The sequence below is a fragment of the Bradyrhizobium sp. OAE829 genome (assembly GCF_040546575.1).
In the GTDB taxonomy this organism is placed as follows: Bacteria; Pseudomonadota; Alphaproteobacteria; order Rhizobiales; family Xanthobacteraceae; genus Bradyrhizobium.
Genome location: NZ_JBEPOE010000001.1, coordinates 7,931,541 through 7,948,835, shown reverse-complemented (window position 1 = coordinate 7,948,835; position 17,295 = coordinate 7,931,541). Strand labels below are relative to the sequence as shown.

The following is a 17,295-nucleotide window of genomic DNA, read 5'->3' as shown; positions in this document are numbered from 1 at the left end:
GACGAAAGGATTTTCGCATGAGCTCATTCCGCCTGACCCAGATTTCCGACACCCACCTCGCCCGCCGCCTGCAAAAGCTCACCGACAATTTTCATCGTGTCGCTGCGCATATCGACGCGACGCGGCCTGATCTCGTCGTCAATAGCGGCGACGTCGCCTTCGACGGGCCGACCAGCCGCGCCGATCTCGAATTCGCAAAAGGCCTGCACGCCGAGCTTCCGGTCGCCTGTCGCTACCTGCCCGGCAATCACGACATCGGCGACAATCCGACCGCGGTCGGACCGGCGCCGTCGCATCCGGCGAACGAACAACACCTGCAAACCTTTCGCGCCGTGATCGGCGAAGACCGCTGGCGGTTCGACGAAGCCGGCTGGTGTTTTGTCGGATTGAACTCGCTGATCATGAACACCGGCCTTGCCAGCGAGGCCGAGCAGTTCGACTGGCTCGCGTCAGAACTGTCACGCACCGGCGGCAAGCCGGTCGCGCTGTTCCTGCACAAGCCGCTCTATCTCGACACGCCAGACGATCCCGAGCTTGAGGCTTCCGCGATCCGCTACGTGCCGCAGCCGGCGCGCAGGCGACTGATCGAGATGTTCGGCGCGGTCGACCTGCGTTTAGTGGCCTCCGGCCATGTCCACCAGCGCCGCGACTTCACCTATGGCCGCGTCCGCCATGTCTGGGCGCCCTCTGTGGGCTTCATCATTCCCGGTCGCATGCAGCCGTTGATCTCGATCAAGGAAACCGGGCTGGTGGAATACCGCTTCACGCCGGACAGTTTTGAAGTCCGCCACATCAGAGCGCCGGGCCAGGTCGATGTCGACCTGGACGAGTTGCTTTATCCGGATCGAAAGGCGGAGGGCGCTTAAGCCCTGTCCGGCCCGACGCGCACCAGCTGCTTGCCGAAATTGGCGCCCTTGAGTAGGCCCATGAACGCAGCGGGCGCGCTGTCGAGGCCTTCGGTGACGAATTCCTTGTGCTTGATCTTGCCTTCGCGGAACCACCCCGACATGTCGCGCAGGAAGTCGCCATGGCGCGCGGCAAAATCGCTGACGATGAAGCCGCGGATGGTGAGGCGCTTGGTCAGCACCGCGCGCATCATCTTGCCGGCCCATTTCGGCGAGGTCTCGCCGAAATTATTGTATTCGGCGATCAAGCCGCAGACCGGCATCCGCGCGAACGCGTTGAGCTGCGGAAACACCGCATCGAACACCGCGCCGCCGACGTTTTCAAAATAGACGTCGATGCCCTTCGGGCAGGCGTCCTTCAGTTTGACGGCGAGATCCGGATCGCGGTGATCGAGGCAATCGTCGAAGCCGAGTTCCTTTTTAACGTAATCGCATTTGTCCTTGCCGCCGGCGATGCCAATCGCCCGTGCGCCCTTGATCTTCGCAATCTGGCCGACGGCCGAACCGACGGCGCCGGATGCCGCGGCCACGACCACGGTCTCGCCCGGCTGCGGCTTGCCGATATCGAGCAGGCCGGTATAGGCGGTCATGCCGGGCATGCCGAGCACACCGACGGCGGTCGAGATCGGCGCGAGCTTCGGATCGATCTTGGCGAGGCCCTTGCCGTCCGAGATCGCATGCGTCTGCCAGCCGGCGCGCGACAGCACGATGTCGCCTTTCGCAAAACCGGGATTGTTCGAGGCGATCACCTCGCTGACCGTGCCGCCTTCCATCACGCCGTCGATCGGCACCGGCGCCGCATAGGACGGGCCGTCGCTCATCCGCCCGCGCATGTAGGGATCGAGCGACAGCCAGATGGTGCGCAGCAGGACCTGGCCTTCGCCCGGCGTCGGCGCGGCATATTCCTCAAGGCGGAAGTCGGATGGCTTCGGTTCGCCCACCGGGCGAGAAGCGAGAACGATACGTTTTGCGGATTGGGACATGGCTGGTTCCTCCGGTTGTTGTTCATTCGTCATCGCGAGCGAAGCGAAGCAATCCATTCCCGTCAAGAGAATGGATTGTTTCGTCGCTAACACTCCTCGCAAAGACGTTCCAAAATGCCGATTATCGCCGGCAGTATACAGGTCAGGCCGCGATTTTCGCCAGCGCCGCCTCAAACGCCGCCGCGGCGCTTGGCAAATCCTTGAACGCAAGTCCGCTATCCGCGGTCTGCTTCTGGTCCGCAGTCGCAGTGGGACGAACCTCCGCGATCGGCTTGCCGCCATCAAGCAGCGCCAGCGGCGCGATCACGTGAAACTCGTGGGTTTCGACCGGCGCATCCTTCAGCAGGAAGACGCTGAGCGAGACGATGTCGGTACCCCGCCGATAGGAAATGTAGCGGTCGACCGCCACCGAACCGTCGCGCTGCATGCCGCCGAGTTTTGCGAAGCCCTTGGAGTCGAGCAGCTTGTGGGCCTTGAAGCCCTTGACGCCCACCGACTTCGCTTTCGCGGTCTCTTCCGACAGATCGAATTTGGCGGCCATCGCCTTGCCGATTTCGGCGAGCTGCTCCGACATCGCGTGCTCGAACTCTTTTGCCTCGGTGCGCGGCTTCGATGCCTTGCCTGGCCTGGCCGCGTTGCGCTTCTGCAGCTCGGCGTTGCACCGCGCGATGATGTCAGCCGCGGCTTTCCGCTCGGCGTTGACGAGCAGATTCTTCAAATCCTGATTAGAAAGCGCGGCAATCCTGTCGTCCGACCAATCGACCATGTTGTTCAATTTCTTTCAATGATAGCCCGCCATCATTCCGGGGCGCGTCGAAGGCGCGAACCCGGAATCTCGAGATTCCGGGTCTGGTCCTTCGGACCATCCCGGAATGACGGGCCTAGAATTACACTCCGCCCGGATAGTTCGGGCTTTCGCGGGTGATGGTGACGTCGTGGACGTGGCTTTCGCGCAGGCCCGCGCCGGTGATGCGCACGAACTGCGCCTTCTCGTGGAATTCGGCGAGGTTGCGCGCGCCGACATAACCCATCGCCGCGCGAAGACCGCCGGCCAGCTGGTGCATGACGTTGCCGACCGGGCCCTTATACGGCACCTGGCCCTCGATGCCCTCGGGCACCAGCTTGAGCGTGTCCTTGATGTCCTGCTGGAAGTAGCGGTCGGCCGAGCCGCGCGCCATCGCGCCGACCGAGCCCATGCCGCGATAGGCCTTGTAGGAACGGCCCTGCCACAGGAACACTTCGCCCGGCGTCTCGTCGGTGCCGGCGAGCAAGGAACCGACCATGGCGATGTCGGCGCCGGCGGCGAGCGCCTTGGCCAGATCGCCGGAATATTTGATGCCGCCGTCGGCGATCACAGGGATGCTGGATTTCTTGGCGGCCTCGACCGCATCCATGATCGCGGTGAGCTGGGGAACGCCGACACCAGCGACGATGCGCGTGGTGCAGATCGAGCCCGGCCCGATGCCGACCTTGATCGCATCCGCACCGGCATCGATCAGCGCCTGCGCGCCTTCCTTGGTGGCGATGTTGCCGGCGATGACTTGTACCGCGTTGGAAAGCCGCTTGATGCGGTTGACGGCTTCCAGCACCCGCGAGGAGTGGCCGTGTGCGGTGTCCACAACGACGAGATCGACGCCGGCGTCGATCAATAGCTCGGTGCGTTCAAAGCCGCCCTCGCCGACCGTGGTCGCCGCCGCGACACGAAGCCGTCCCTGCGCGTCCTTGCAGGCGAGCGGGTGCGCGACCGCCTTTTCCATGTCTTTGACGGTGATCAGGCCGACGCAGCGATATTGCTCGTCGACCACCAGCAGCTTTTCGATGCGATGCTTGTGCAGCATCCGCTTCGCCTCGTCCTGGCTGACGCCCTCGCGCACCGTGACGAGGCCTTCATGCGTCATCAGCTCGGAGATCTTTTGCCTGGGGTCGGTGGCAAACCGCACGTCGCGGTTGGTGAGGATGCCGACCAGCTTGCCCGGAACGCCCTTGGAAGCACCGGTGACAACGGGAATGCCGGAGAAGCCGTGATCGTTCATCAACGTCAGCGCGTCCGACAGCATGGCGTCTGGGCCGATGGTCAGCGGATTGACCACCATGCCGGACTCGTACTTCTTGACCTGCCGCACCTGGGCGGCCTGGCCTTCGGGATCGAAATTGCGGTGAATGACGCCGACGCCGCCGGCCTGCGCCATCGCGATCGCCATGCGCGCTTCGGTCACCGTATCCATTGCGGACGCAATGATCGGGATGTTGAGCGGGATCGCGCGGGTCACGCGGGAGCGGATATCCGCCTCCGAGGGCAGGATGTCGGAAAGACCGGGTTTGAGCAGCACGTCGTCGAACGTATAGGCTTCGCGGATAGCCTGAAGTTCCTGCGCCATTTGCCAACTCCTTTCGGCGGCCTTCCGCCGCGATATTATTTGGGATGAACGTCGCCTTCGGCTGCGCGAGCGGCGCTGCCGTCGAATCGAAGCCCATCGGTGGGGTTGACGGTGGTCGATAGCATGGCAGACGGCCGAATCAAAGCGTTTGGCCGCTATGCACAGGCTTTTCCCGAAAAGCCCTTAGTTAAAGGGCCTTAACGCTGATATCCCGGCGGCGGGCCGTGCTGGCGGATCGCCTCAACCACCTCCCGGTGCCGGCGGTCCTCCCGCTTCATGTGAACCATTACAAGCGCATGCGCCGACGGCACCAGCAGCAGGACGTGGAAAAACAGGCCGAAAACCAGGCAAAACACCAGCAGAACGAGGTTGAAGATCGCCGAAAACGGCTGTCCGTTCAGGAGCAGCCCGAGCGGCGGCAACAGCGCGGCAAGCAGGTAGATCATCGTCAGGTCTCCGGTGGCGCCAGTTGGCGGCGTCACGCAGGATTTAGGTGGTATGCGCGGTTCCGCAATGGCTTGTCCGACAGCCGGGTGATACAGCCCAAAGCGCCCCACCCGCTTCCCCCGCACCCTGATTCCCGATGAACAAACAGCGCATCATCCCGCTCATCGTGGCCACCGCCTTGTTCATGGAAAACATGGACGCGACGGTCATTGCGACGTCGCTGCCGGCGATCGCGGCTGACATCGGCACCAGCCCGCTGACGCTGAAACTGGCGATCACGTCTTACCTGCTCTCGCTCGCGGTGTTCATTCCCGCCAGCGGCTGGACTGCCGACCGCTTCGGCGCGCGGATGGTGTTCGCGATCGCGATCGGGGTGTTCATGCTGGGATCGATCGGCTGCGCATTGTCGCAGAACGTGACCCATTTCGTGATCGCGCGCATCCTGCAGGGCCTCGGCGGCGCGATGATGACGCCGGTGGGCCGACTGGTGCTGCTGCGTTCGATCGACAAGAGCGGGCTGGTGCAGGCGATGACCTGGGTGACGGTGCCGGCGCTGATCGGCCCGGTGATCGGACCGCCGCTTGGCGGCTTCATCACCACCTATTTCTCCTGGCACTGGATCTTCCTGATCAACATCCCGATTGGGCTGCTCGGGATCTTCCTCGCGATGAAATACATCGATCCGATCCGCAGCGAAGATCCGGAGCGCTTCGATCTCTACGGGCTGGTGCTGGCGGGCATTGGCCTTGCCGGCATCGCCTTCGGCCTTTCGGTCGCCGGGCTCAACCTGCTGCCCTGGACGGTCGTCGGCGGCCTCATTGCCGTCGGATCGATCTCGATGACACTTTACGTGGTGCATGCGCGGAAGACGAAATCACCGGTGCTGGATTTCTCGATGCTGCGGCTGCAAACGCTGCGCGCCAGCATCTATGGCGGCTTCCTGTTCCGGCTCGGGATCGGCGCGCTGCCGTTCCTGCTACCGCTATTGATGCAGGAAGGTTTTGGACTGACGCCGTTCCAGTCCGGCCTCGTGACGTTTTCCTCCGCGGTCGGCGCGATGGGCATGAAGACGCTGGCCGGGCGCATCATCCGCACCTTCGGCTTTCGCAACATGATGGCGGTCAACGCCATCATCAGCTCGGTGTTTCTCGCCGCCTGCGCCCTGTTCACGGTGTCGACGCCGCTGACGCTGATCTTCCTCATCCTGGTGGTCGGCGGCTTCTTCCGCTCGCTGCAATTCACCGCGATCAACACGGTCGCTTATGCCGAAGTCGAACCGGCGCAGATGAGCCGCGCCACCACGCTTGTGAGCGTCAACCAGCAGCTGGCGACCTCGGCCGGCGTCGCGGTCGGCGCGTTCTCGGTGGAATCGACCATGCTGTGGCACCACGCCACCGAACTGGATGCAACCATGTTCGGCCCGGCCTTTATCGTGGTCGCGGTCATCTCGGCGATATCAGGCTGGTTCTTCTGGCAGATGCCCGATGACGCCGGCCACGAAATCTCGGGCCGCAAGGCGGTCGAGATTTCCAGCCGCAAGGGCGCGGAAAAGGCCGCGACCAAAGCCGCCAGCGAAGGCCCCGAGGACGCGCGCGATCAGCGGCTGGGATAGATCCGTCACACCCAGTTGATCCCGGCACCGGAAACATATCGGGTCGCAACCGTTTTCCTTTGGTACCTGGAAAGGAAAGACACCATGAAACTCGGAACTATTGGATTGGCCGCAGCACTGACATTCGCGAGCACACTGGCTATCGCACAGACCGGAACCGGCTCCACCGGCGGCAGCACCGCGACCGGCGGATCGACCACGAGCGGCACCACCACGGGACCCTCAGTCAACAGCACGACGACAGGCAGTTCCACCACCGGCTTGAGCAACGATGCCGGCAGCGCCGCCGCCGGCGCGAACAGCACGCGGAATCCGTCAGGAAATCCCGCTATCAATACCTACCCCAGCGGATCGCCGGTGAATCCTCAGGGCGGACGGTAGTTACCTCGCCGCAATGCCGGAATACGGGAAAGCCGCCTCATGGCGGCTTTCTTTTTGCCCGGTCGGTGCCGTTGGCGGCTCCCATTTCGAATTCGCGACGGCCCTGACTTGCTGTGTGACGTCGGTCACGGCAAGGGGCCGGCCCATGCCGTATCCCTGTGATCACGGATGGCGGGAATGGTCTCGCTCAAGGACACACGGGAGACGACAATGGTGAACATTAAGAATTCGGATCAGTCGGTTCGTCTGCTCGACGACGCCGCGCTCGAAGTGGTGGCAGGCGGGGTCAAGGATGGCTGCATTCCGGGGCGCCCGCTGCCCAAGCCCCCGATCAATCCCGACGGCGACTGGACGTTCAATAGCGCCTTCGTGCGCTGGACCATCGGCTAACGATCAACCCCAAACCAACAGGAGACTGACATGATCAAGAATGAATTGAACCTCGATGAACTGAACAAGGTTGCCGGCGGCATGATCAAGACGACTTGCCCGCGGCTTCCGACCGGGACCGGCCCGACCTTCCCGACCGACCCGTTTCCGTTCCCGATTCCGTTTATTCCGCTTGGTCCGTTCCGTTTCTGATCCTTCGCGGCATCAGACCGGCAAGAGGCCGCCCAACTGGCGGCCTCTTTTGCTTTCAGGCCATTCGCTTGAGAGTTTTCCGTCATTGCCTGCGACAAACGCGAAGCGTTTGCGCACGGGAGCGAAGCGACGAAGCAATCCATTCTTGCTTTGCCGCACGATGGATTGCTTCGCTTCGCTCGCAATGACGGCGGAACGTATCGGCTAAACCTTCGCCCCACCGCGAAACCCCATCGCCAGCACGTAGCGCTCGGACGAGTCCTGTCGGCTCGAGGCCGGTTTGACGTGTTTGACGGTGGCAAAATCGCGCTTCAGCTGCGCCAGCAACTCGCCTTCGGCGCCGCTCTGAAACACCTTTGCGACGAAGGTGCCGCCGGGATTGAGCACCTCGGTGGCGAACGCCGCCGCGGTTTCGACCAGCCCGATGATGCGCAGCTGATCGGTCTTGCGATGACCCGTGGTGTTGGCGGCCATGTCTGACAGCACCACGTCGGCGCGGCCGCCCATCATCGCCAGCAGTTTTTCCGGCGCGTCATCGGCGAGAAAGTCGAGCTGCGCGAAGGTGACGCCCGGCACTTCCGGCATTTCCAGCAGATCGATCGCGACCACCTTGCCCTTGCCGTTGGCCGCCCCGATGCGTTTGGCCGCGACCTGGCTCCAGCCGCCGGGGGCAGCGCCGAGATCGACCACGGAGATGCCGTGCTTGAGGAAGCGGTGCTTGTCGTCGATCTCGATCAGCTTGTAGGCCGCGCGGGAGCGCCATCCGTCCTTTTTGGCCTGCGCCACATAGGGATCGTTGAGCTGCCGTTCCAGCCAGAGCTTTGATGACAGCTTGCGCTTGCCACCAGACTTGACCGTGACGTGCAACCGGCCGGTGGTGTCTTTCGCCATATCGATATTCGCCTTGAGGAGTCGGATGTGATCTAGCACACGCTGGCGCGCCTTAGCACGACCTCGGTTTCTTGAGCATGATCTTTTCGGAAAACCGGTGCCCACTTTTCCGGATCATGCTCGCAGCGCGCCGTCCTCCCGCATCATTTCGACCAGCATGCCCTCGCGCAGGCCGCGGTCGGCGACGCGCAGCCGCGGCAGCGGGAACGCGTCGCGGATCGCGTCGAGAATGGCGCAACCGGCCAGCACCAGATCGGCGCGCTCGACGCTGATGCAATTGTTGTTGGCGCGCTCCTGATAGCTCATGCCGAGCAGCCGCTGGATCACCGAGGTGACGTCGGAATTGTTCATCCAGATGCCGTCGATGCGGCGCCGGTCGTAGCGCGGCAGATTGAGAAACACGCCGGCCAGCGTCGTCACGGTGCCCGACGTGCCGAGCAGATGCATGTCACGCAGGTCGCCGCCGTGCTCGGCCGCAAACGGCGCCACATATTGCGCGACCTCGGCGACCATCCGCGCATAAGATTCGGGCGTGACGTCCTTGCCGCCGAAATGCTCGGCGATGGTGACGACGCCGAGCGGGATCGACATCCAGGCCTTGATCCGCGGTACGGCGTTCTCTTCCGCTGGATTGCGCTCGATCCGGACCAGTTCCGTCGATCCGCCGCCGATATCGAACAGGATGGCACCCCGCCCCTTGGGATCGAGCAGCGGCGAGCAGCCGATCACCGCGAGCGTCGCCTCGGTCTCGCGATCGATCACCTCGAGCCGGATGCCGGTGTCTTTTGCCACCCTCTCGCGAAAGCTCTCGGCATTGGCCGCGGCGCGGCAGGCTTCGGTTGCGATCAACCGCAGGCGCCGGGCCTTGCGGTAGCGGATCTTGTCGCTGCAGATACTCAAGGCCGCAATCGCACGATCAATCGCCGCCTCGCTGATGGAACCGGTCGAGGAGATGCCCTCGCCCAGCCGGATGATCCGCGAGAACGAATCGACCACGCGGAAGCCGTCGCCGGCCGGACAGGCGATCAGGAGCCGGCAGTTATTGGTGCCAAGGTCGAGCGCGGCGTAGACGCCGCTTTCCGCCCCTGCCACAGCAGACCCTGACGGGCTTGCGCGGGCCGCAAGGCCATCGGCAAGCCGCGTATCCTCGTTCATCAAAACTGTCTTTCCGCGGCATATGCTGCCGCCGAAGAATGAGCGTTCACGGAAACTTTAGCAGCGCCAAGGGCCTACGCAACATCCCATCACATAGGACCATGCCCAAACAGGCGTTGTCGCTGGAGGATCGGTGCGTTATTTGGTTCCGAGCCCGCGAAAGTCGCGGAAATCCAAGCATTTCAGGTATTTTTCGATGCAAGATCACACGTCGCCGTCGTCGCTGGAAAACGCTATCGCAGTGCAAAAATACGGCGTCGGACAGCCTGTGCGCCGCAAGGAAGACGACACGCTGGTTCGCGGCAAGGGCAAATACACCGATGATTTCAGCCTGCCGGGCCAGGCCTATGCCTGGATTGTGCGCTCCAGCCACGCCCACGGAATCATCCGCGGCATCGATATCAAAGCGGCGCGGACCATGCCGGGCGTGCTCGGCGTCTGGACCGGCCAGGACCTCGTGGCCGCCGGCTACAACCCCTTCACCTGCGGCCTGCCGCTGAAAAGCCGCGACGGCTCGCCGCTGCTGCAGACCAACCGCATGGCGTTGGCGACCGACAAGGTGCGCTTCGTCGGCGATCCCGTGGCCTATGTCGTCGCCGAAACGCTGGCGCAGGCGCGCGACGCGGCGGAAGCCGTCGAGCTCGATATCGAGCCGCTGCCTGCGGTGACCAGTGCCGAGGAAGCCGCAAAGCCCGGCGCGCCGCAACTCTACGATCACATTCCCAACAACACAGCGCTCGACTATCACTATGGCGATGCCGCGAAGATCGATGCGGCGTTCGCCGGCGCCGCGCATGTGACAAAGCTCGATATCGTCAACACCCGCGTCGCCGTGGTGTCGATGGAGCCGCGCGTGGCGCTGGCTTCCTACGACAAGGCCAGCGAGCGCTTCACGATCCAGGTGCCGACCCAGGGCGTTTCCGGCAACAAGGTCACGTTCGCAAAGATCCTGAACGTGCCGAACGACAAGGTTCGCATCCTGACCGCCAATGTCGGCGGCTCGTTCGGCATGAAGAACATGAACTATCCGGAATACACCTGCATCGCGCATGCCTCGAAGGTGCTGGGCCGTCCGGTGAAGTGGACCGACGAGCGCTCGACCAGCTTCCTTTCCGACAGCCACGGCCGCGCGCAGACCATGCATTGCGAACTGGCGCTGGATGCCGAGGGTAAATTCCTCGCCGTGCGCCTGAAAGGCTACGGCAATCTCGGCGCCTACATCACCGGCGTGGCGCCCGGCCCGCTGTCGCTCAACACCGCCAAGAACCTTGCGAGCGTCTATCGCACGCCGCTGCTCGGCGTCGACATCAAGACGGTGCTGACCAACACCACCTTGATGGGCGCCTATCGCGGCGCTGGCCGGCCCGAGGCCAATTACTACATGGAGCGGCTGATCGACCGCGCCGCCGATGAAATGGGCATCAACCGGCTCACCCTGCGCAAGCGCAATTTCATCAAGCCGGCGCAGTTGCCGTTCCCGGCGGCATCCGGCGTCACCTATGACAGCGGCGATTTCCAGGGCGTGTTTGCGAAAGCGCTGGAGCTGTCCGACCACGCCAATTTTGCCAAGCGCAAGAAGGAAAGCAAAAAGCAGGGCAAACTGCGCGGCATTGCGGTCGGCTCCTACCTCGAAGTCACCGCACCGCCAAGCGGCGAACTCGGCAAGATCAATTTCGAGCCTGATGGTTCGGTGAAGCTGACCACAGGCACGCTCGATTACGGCCAAGGGCATGCCACGCCGTTCGCGCAGGTGCTGTCCGCACAGCTCGGCGTCCCCTTCGAGAAGATCACACTCGAACAGGGCGACAGCGATCTCGTGCGCTTCGGCAACGGCACCGGCGGCTCGCGCTCGATCACCGCGACCGGCCAGGCGATCGTCGAAGCCGCGGCCCTCGTGGTCGCCAAGGGCAAGCAGGCGGCGGCGCATCTGCTGGAAGCCAGCGAGGGCGACATCGAATTCGGCAATGGCCGCTTCACCATCGCCGGCACCGACCGCTCGATCGGCATCATGGAGCTGGCGCAGCGCCTGCGCGACGGCAAGGTGCCGGAGGGCGTGCCCGATACGCTCGACGTCGACCACGCCAGCAAGGACACGCCGTCGACCTTCCCCAATGGTTGCCACGTCGCCGAAGTCGAGATCGATCCCGACACCGGCGTGACCCAAATCGTGCGCTACACCGGGATCTCTGACTTCGGCACCATCGTCAATCCGATGATCGTCGACGGCCAGCTGCATGGCGGCGTCGCGCAAGGCATCGGCCAGGCGCTGATGGAGGAAGTGAGCTACGATTCCAGCGGCCAACCGATCACCGGCTCGTTCATGGATTACGCGATGCCGCGCGCCGGCGACATCCCGCTGATGGCAACCGCCGATCATCCCTCGCCCGCCAAAACCAATCCGCTCGGTACCAAGGGCTGCGGCGAAGCCGGCTGCGCCGGCAGCCTCGCCTGCATCGTCAATGCGGTCATCGATGCGCTGTCGGAGTACGGCATTTCGCAGATCGATATGCCATTGACATCGGAACGCGTCTGGCGTGCGATCCAGGAGGCCAAGGCGAGGAAGGCGGCATAGGATGCAACCAGCCATCATCGGTGAACTCCGCGCAGCGTTCGACGCCACAACGGTCCTGACCGGCGCCGATATCGATGCGCGCTATTACACCGACATGGCCGGCATTGCGGTTGCACCGCCGCTCGCAGTGATGCGGCCGCGCTCAACCGAGGACGTCTCGCGATTTCTGGCGATCTGCCACCGCGCGCGCGTTGCGGTCACGACCCAGGGCGGCATGACCGGACTCGTCGGCGCCACCATGCCGATGGCCGGCGAAATCGTGCTGTCGATGGAGCGCATGAACGCGATCGAGGAGGTCGATACCGGCGGCGGGGTCGTCATTGCCCAGGCCGCCGTGCCGCTGCAGCGCGTGCACGAGCGCGTCGCGCAGGACGGCTTCATGTACCCGCTCGATCTCGGCGCCCGCGGCAGTTGCACGATCGGCGGCAACATCTCGACCAATGCCGGCGGCAATCGGGTGATCCGCTATGGCATGACGCGCGATCTCGTGCTCGGGCTCGAAGCGGTGCTCGCTGACGGCACCGTGCTCAAGGGCGTGCGCAAATACATCAAGAACAACACCGGTACCGACCTCAAGCAATTGTTCATCGGCACCGAAGGCACGCTCGGCGTGGTGACGCGCGCGGCATTGCGGATTTTCCCGGCGCCGGCCGAACAGCAGGTGGTGCTGTGCGCGCTGCCGAGCTTCGACAAGGTGCGGGCGATGCTCGACCTGGCGCGCAAGCGGCTTGGCGGCGAACTGACCGCGTTCGAGGTGATGTGGAACAGCTATTACCGCCTTGTGACCCAGCTGGTGCGAGGCGTCGCCGCGCCGCTGCCGACCACCCATCCCTTCTATTTGCTGATGGAATCCTCGGGCAGCAATGCCGAGCGCCTGCGCTCCGACGTTGAAAGTCTGCTCGAAGAGGCGCTGGGTGAAGGCATCATCCTCGATGCGATCATTGCCAATTCAGGTGCTTCTACAGCCGCGATCTGGCGGGTGCGCGATTCCAGCGTCGAACTGAGCCGCGCGACCGCGCCCACCGTCGGCTTCGACATCAGCCTCGCCATCGACCAGATGGAGCCGTTCACGGAAGCCGTCGCAAAGGCGATCAAGGCGGTCGACAAGGACGCCTACACCATCGTGCTCGGGCATGTCGGCGACGGCAATCTGCACGTCAACACAAAATACTCGCCTCCGGCTGACAAGCATGAGGAGATGAAGAAGCTGGTCTTCGGCCTCACCAGCGACTTCGGCGGCTCGATCTCGGCCGAGCACGGTATCGGCATCTCCAGGCGGCCCTATCTCAAGCTCAGCCGCACTGCAGAGGAGATTGAGACCATGCGCACGCTGAAGCGCGCGCTTGATCCGCATCACATCCTCAATCCCGGTCGCGTCTTCGAGATGTGAAGCGCGCCGGTTAGGCGGCGAGCTTCAAAGCGCGCTCCAGGAGCTCCAGCCGGTCCTGGCCCCAGAAGATCTCGCCCGAGGGCAAGACGTAACTGGGCGCGCCGAACACGCCCGCCTTCAGCGCATCCTGCGTATATTTCTCATACAGCGCATCGAGTTCTGCGTCCGATGGACCGCCGGCCCGCAGCGCGGCGGCATCGAGGCCGGCGCGTTGCGCTGATGATGCCATCACCGCGGGGTCCGCAAACGATTCCTCGCGCTCCCAGATGGCGCGCGCCAGCTCCAGCGACAATTTATGAGCATCCTTGCCCTGCAGCTTGGCTGCGATCACCAGGCGCGTCGCCGCCGCGTCATCGCTGGGAAAGAATTTAGGCTCGACATTGAGCGGAAGCCCCCGCACCTCGCGCCAGCGCCTGAGCTCCATCAGCCGGTAAGCCTGCCGCTGCGGCGAGCGCTTTGGCAGCGGCAGTCCGCCGGTCTGCTCGAAAATCGGGCCGAACTTGGCGGGCTTGACGTTGACTTGCGCGCCATAGCGCCGCGCGATCTCGGCGAACGGGCCGCTGCCCATGTAGGTCCAGGGTGAGTTCAGTGACAGGTAATAGTCGATGGTGATGGCCATGATTACGCCGCCACCTGTTCGCGCGGCTGGTAGATCGCGGTGTGGTGGCAATGCGCCAGCGGCGTTTTGCCGTTGGCGACCACCAGCGCGTCGAGTTCGACGAAACGGTGCCCCTTCTTGTCGTAATTGCCGATCACTTTGGCGCGGGCGGTCAATTCATCGCCGATGCGGGCCGCGGACAGGAGCTGCATCCTTGTGCCGACATGAATCCATGGGCCCATGATGGCGTTGTCGACCAGCACCATGTTCATCACCCGCGGCAACAGGCCGGGGTGGCCGAGTCCTTCCTGCGCGTAAATCGCTTCGGTTTCGCGAATATCCGCCAGATATTGTTTTGCCGCGTCCGTCGCCCAGGTGCGCGGCGCCGCGCCGAGCCATTTCCCCAGAGCATAGGACGCCGCATCCACCGGCTTGCGCTCGCCTGCGGCTGCGACCTCGACAAAGTCGGAAAGCGAGAATGATGGCGCTGCCGGTGACAGCGAAGCTGTGCCGGTCGCACAAAGATCCCCCCGGCTCTCGACCTGAAGCTCAAGCACGCCGTTGGTTTCCTCGCCCACGACATCGGCCTGCTCGCCATCATAGACCGGCTTGACGAAGCGCGCCTCGATCAGTCCACGCTCAAGAAAGGCCCGGCCCCATTTTGCGACCGGCAGGTGCATCATGTAGGCCATGACATCGACACCGGGCACCAGACCGCCGCTAAAACCATAGCGCTTCGCCACGGTGTCATCGTGCATCTTGTTCTCGGAATGCTTGGAAGTGTTGTAGGCCGAGACGCGATACGGCCCGATCCGGCTTGTCATGCCCGTTTCCTCTATTTTCTTGTTGTTTCCGGGCGTTATCGTACGCAAAGAAAGTGCCGTGGCAAGCGTGTTCCCCGGCCTGTTTTCCTCGCATTTTTCCGCCCCATGGAGTACCACGCGCGGACGAGACGACGAGACCGAATCCACCCCCAATAAACCGACTGAAGTGCCTGACTTGAATCCTACCCGCATCTATGTCGACGCCGACGCCTGCCCGGTCAAGGACGAGATCTATAAGGTCGCGAGCCGGCACGGCCTGCCCGTCAGCGTGGTCGCGGGCAATTTCATCCGCGTGCCTCAGGATCCGCTGATCGAGCGCATCGCCGCCGGCGCCGGGATGGACGCCGCCGACGACTGGATCGCGGAACGCGCCGGCAGAGGCGATATCGTCATCACCTCGGATATTCCGCTGGCGAGCCGCTGCGTGAAGGCAGGCGCCGAGGTGCTGGCGCCAAATGGCAAACCGTTCACCGAACAATCGATCGGCATGACCCTGGCGGTACGCAACCTGATGACCGACCTGCGCTCATCAGGTGAAGTGACGGGCGGCCCGAGATCCTTTGCGCCGCGGGACCGCTCGGCGTTCCTCTCCGCGCTCGACCAGACTATCCGGCGCATCCAGCGTCAGCGGGCGCAAGCGCCTGCGCCGAACCAGAATTGAGCTGAACGATGCCACCGCCGCTGATCCAGTTGAAAGATATCGCGCTGACCTTTGGCGGCACGCCGCTGTTATCAGGCGTCGAGCTGTCGGTATCGACGGCCGAGCGCGTGTGCCTGATCGGCCGCAACGGCTCCGGCAAATCGACGCTGCTGAAGATCGCCGCAGGGCTGGTCGAGCCCGACAGCGGCAGCCGCTTCGTGCAGCCCGGTGCCACCATCCGCTATCTGCCGCAGGAGCCTGATTTCGGCGCACACAAGACGACGCTGGCCTATGTTGAAGCCGGGCTCAATCCGGGCGACGACCATTATCAGGCGCGCTATCTCATCGAGCAGCTGGGCTTGAGCGGCGATGAAGATCCCGCCCATGTCTCGGGCGGTGAAGCCCGCCGCGCGGCGCTGGCGCGGGTGCTGGCGCCCGCCCCCGACATTTTGCTGCTGGACGAGCCGACCAACCATCTCGATCTCACCACCATTGAATGGCTGGAGGGTGAATTGGAGAGCCGGCGCTGTGCGCTGGTCATCATCAGCCATGACCGCCGCTTCCTCTCGAACCTGTCGCGCTCGACCGCCTGGCTCGACCGCGGCCAGATCAAGCAGATCGACCGCGGCTTTTCCGCATTCGAAGCCTGGCGCGACGAAGTGCTGGCCGAGGAAGAGCGCGACCAGCACAAGCTCGACCGCAAGATCGTCAATGAAGAGCATTGGCTGCGCTATGGCGTCTCCGGCCGTCGCAAGCGCAACGTCAAGCGGCTCGGCAATCTGCATGCCCTGCGCGATCAGCGGCGGACCTATCGCGGCGCGACCGGCAACGCCAGCCTCGCCGCCGCCGAAGCGGACAAGTCGGGCAAGCTCGTGATCGAGGCCAAGAACATCGGCAAATCCTTTGGCGACCGCAAGATCGTCGAGGGCTTCTCGATCCGGGTGCAGCGCGGCGACCGCATCGGCATCGTCGGGCCGAACGGCGCCGGCAAGACCACGCTCATCGATATGCTGACCGGCGGCAGCCCGCCCGACAGCGGCACGATCCGGCTCGGCGCCAATATCGAGATGGCAACGCTGGACCAGCACCGCGAGAGCCTCGACCCCAAATCGACGCTGGCCGACGCCTTGACCGGGGGCGGCAGCGACCACGTCATGATCGGCGGCAAGCCGAAGCATGTCGTCAGCTACATGAAGGACTTTTTGTTCGCGCAGGAGCAGATGCGCACGCCGCTGGAAGTATTGTCCGGTGGCGAACGCGGCCGGCTGATGCTGGCGCGTTCGCTGGCAAAAGCTTCCAACCTCTTGGTGCTGGACGAACCAACCAACGATCTCGACCTCGAAACCCTCGACGTGCTCGAGGAAATGCTCGGCGATTACGAAGGCACCGTGATCCTGATCAGCCATGACCGCGACTTCCTTGATCGCGTCGTGACCTCGGTGATCGCGCCCGAAGGTGATGGAAGCTGGATTGAATATGCCGGCGGCTACACCGACATGCTGGCGCAGCGCGGCGCGGATCTGAAGCGCGAGGCGGTCAAGGTCGCCGAAGAGAAACGGGAAGCGAGGGTTGCCGCTGGATCGCCTTCGACCGGCCCGAAACGGCGCCTGAACTTCAACGAGAAACACGCGTTGGAAACGCTGCCCAAGACCATGGCGAAGCTGCAAGCCGAGATCGCCAAGCAACAGCGCATCCTTGACGATACCGATCTATACAAGAAGAACCGCAAGAAGTTTGATTCCGCCTCCGATGCGCTTACAAAGGCGCAGAAGGAATTGCAGGAAGCCGAGGACAAGTGGCTGGAGCTTGAAGTGCTTCGGGAAGAGATTGAACAGGCTTGAATCGTAGGATGGGTGGAGCGAAGCGATACCCATCCTGCCCAATGGATAGTGTTTGATGGGTTTCGCTTCGCTCTACCCATCCTACGAAAGAGGACT

At 63.6% G+C, this 17,295-nt stretch carries 17 protein-coding genes; 8 read left to right on the top strand and 9 right to left on the bottom strand.

All coding sequences use genetic code 11. The features are described 5' to 3' along the window. Positions 1-17 precede the first annotated feature (17 nt). Positions 18-866: a metallophosphoesterase family protein gene (locus ABIE49_RS37625; RefSeq protein WP_192739665.1), complete on the top strand. Its 849-nt coding sequence runs from the start codon at positions 18-20 to the stop codon at positions 864-866. Here the strand turns inward: ABIE49_RS37625 and curA are convergent. The 4 genes from curA to ABIE49_RS37605 form a co-directional block, all read right to left on the bottom strand. Then, positions 863-1,888 carry an NADPH-dependent curcumin/dihydrocurcumin reductase gene (gene curA / locus ABIE49_RS37620; protein ID WP_192739666.1) on the bottom strand — a complete coding sequence of 342 codons (1,026 nt, stop codon included), beginning with the start codon at positions 1,886-1,888 and terminating at the stop codon, positions 863-865. The two genes, ABIE49_RS37625 and curA, sit on opposite strands and share 4 nt — an antisense overlap. A gap of 142 nt (positions 1,889-2,030) precedes the next feature. Continuing rightward, positions 2,031-2,654 (bottom strand): hypothetical protein, encoded by a 624-nt coding sequence (locus ABIE49_RS37615; protein ID WP_192739667.1) that lies wholly within the window; start codon positions 2,652-2,654, stop codon positions 2,031-2,033. A 121-nt stretch (positions 2,655-2,775) separates the two neighbouring features. Next, positions 2,776-4,266, bottom strand: a complete 1,491-nt coding sequence (guaB, locus tag ABIE49_RS37610; RefSeq protein WP_192739668.1) for an IMP dehydrogenase — start codon at positions 4,264-4,266, stop codon at positions 2,776-2,778. Between the two features lie 197 nt (positions 4,267-4,463). After that, positions 4,464-4,712 carry a hypothetical protein gene (locus tag ABIE49_RS37605; protein WP_192739669.1) on the bottom strand — a complete coding sequence of 83 codons (249 nt, stop codon included), beginning with the start codon at positions 4,710-4,712 and terminating at the stop codon, positions 4,464-4,466. A 137-nt stretch (positions 4,713-4,849) separates the two neighbouring features. On the opposite strand from ABIE49_RS37605, the gene ABIE49_RS37600 reads away from it, so the two are divergent. Then, a complete protein-coding gene (locus tag ABIE49_RS37600; RefSeq protein ID WP_192739670.1) occupies positions 4,850-6,325 on the top strand; it encodes a DHA2 family efflux MFS transporter permease subunit in 1,476 nt (491 codons plus the stop codon). 5 nt (positions 6,326-6,330) lie between these two features. On the opposite strand, the gene ABIE49_RS37595 is transcribed toward ABIE49_RS37600, so the two are convergent. Further along, the gene (locus tag ABIE49_RS37595) at positions 6,331-6,630 is read right to left on the bottom strand and encodes a hypothetical protein (protein ID WP_192739671.1); all 300 of its coding nucleotides are present in this window, start codon (positions 6,628-6,630) and stop codon (positions 6,331-6,333) included. A gap of 253 nt (positions 6,631-6,883) precedes the next feature. Here ABIE49_RS37595 and ABIE49_RS37590 point away from each other — a divergent pair, with 253 nt between their 5' ends. Beyond that, complete coding sequence (locus ABIE49_RS37590; protein ID WP_192739672.1) at positions 6,884-7,096, top strand: hypothetical protein; 213 nt, start codon at positions 6,884-6,886, stop codon at positions 7,094-7,096. Between the two features lie 30 nt (positions 7,097-7,126). Beyond that, a complete protein-coding gene (locus ABIE49_RS37585) occupies positions 7,127-7,288 on the top strand; it encodes a hypothetical protein (protein ID WP_192739673.1) in 162 nt (53 codons plus the stop codon). 204 nt (positions 7,289-7,492) lie between these two features. On the opposite strand, the gene ABIE49_RS37580 is transcribed toward ABIE49_RS37585, so the two are convergent. Continuing rightward, the gene (locus tag ABIE49_RS37580) at positions 7,493-8,179 is read right to left on the bottom strand and encodes an RlmE family RNA methyltransferase (protein ID WP_192739674.1); all 687 of its coding nucleotides are present in this window, start codon (positions 8,177-8,179) and stop codon (positions 7,493-7,495) included. A gap of 114 nt (positions 8,180-8,293) precedes the next feature. Continuing rightward, complete coding sequence (locus tag ABIE49_RS37575; RefSeq protein WP_192739675.1) at positions 8,294-9,334, bottom strand: Ppx/GppA phosphatase family protein; 1,041 nt, start codon at positions 9,332-9,334, stop codon at positions 8,294-8,296. A gap of 196 nt (positions 9,335-9,530) precedes the next feature. Between ABIE49_RS37575 and ABIE49_RS37570 the strand changes: the two genes are divergently transcribed. Both ABIE49_RS37570 and ABIE49_RS37565 read left to right on the top strand, forming a co-directional pair. After that, positions 9,531-11,906, top strand: a complete 2,376-nt coding sequence (locus ABIE49_RS37570) for a xanthine dehydrogenase family protein molybdopterin-binding subunit (protein ID WP_192739676.1) — start codon at positions 9,531-9,533, stop codon at positions 11,904-11,906. Between the two features lies 1 nt (position 11,907). Next, the gene (locus ABIE49_RS37565; protein ID WP_192739677.1) at positions 11,908-13,296 is read left to right on the top strand and encodes an FAD-binding oxidoreductase; all 1,389 of its coding nucleotides are present in this window, start codon (positions 11,908-11,910) and stop codon (positions 13,294-13,296) included. A gap of 10 nt (positions 13,297-13,306) precedes the next feature. Here the strand turns inward: ABIE49_RS37565 and ABIE49_RS37560 are convergent, their stop codons facing one another. Beyond that, on the bottom strand, positions 13,307-13,915 hold the full coding sequence (locus ABIE49_RS37560) for a 2-hydroxychromene-2-carboxylate isomerase (protein ID WP_192739678.1): 609 nt from the start codon (positions 13,913-13,915) through the stop codon (positions 13,307-13,309). A 2-nt stretch (positions 13,916-13,917) separates the two neighbouring features. Further along, positions 13,918-14,718 (bottom strand): hypothetical protein, encoded by an 801-nt coding sequence (locus tag ABIE49_RS37555; RefSeq protein WP_192739679.1) that lies wholly within the window; start codon positions 14,716-14,718, stop codon positions 13,918-13,920. Positions 14,719-14,893: 175 nt separating this feature from the next. Here ABIE49_RS37555 and ABIE49_RS37550 point away from each other — a divergent pair, with 175 nt between their 5' ends. Next, positions 14,894-15,379, top strand: a complete 486-nt coding sequence (locus ABIE49_RS37550) for a YaiI/YqxD family protein (RefSeq protein WP_192739680.1) — start codon at positions 14,894-14,896, stop codon at positions 15,377-15,379. 8 nt (positions 15,380-15,387) lie between these two features. Continuing rightward, complete coding sequence (locus ABIE49_RS37545) at positions 15,388-17,199, top strand: ABC-F family ATP-binding cassette domain-containing protein (RefSeq protein ID WP_192739681.1); 1,812 nt, start codon at positions 15,388-15,390, stop codon at positions 17,197-17,199. Positions 17,200-17,295 lie beyond the last annotated feature (96 nt).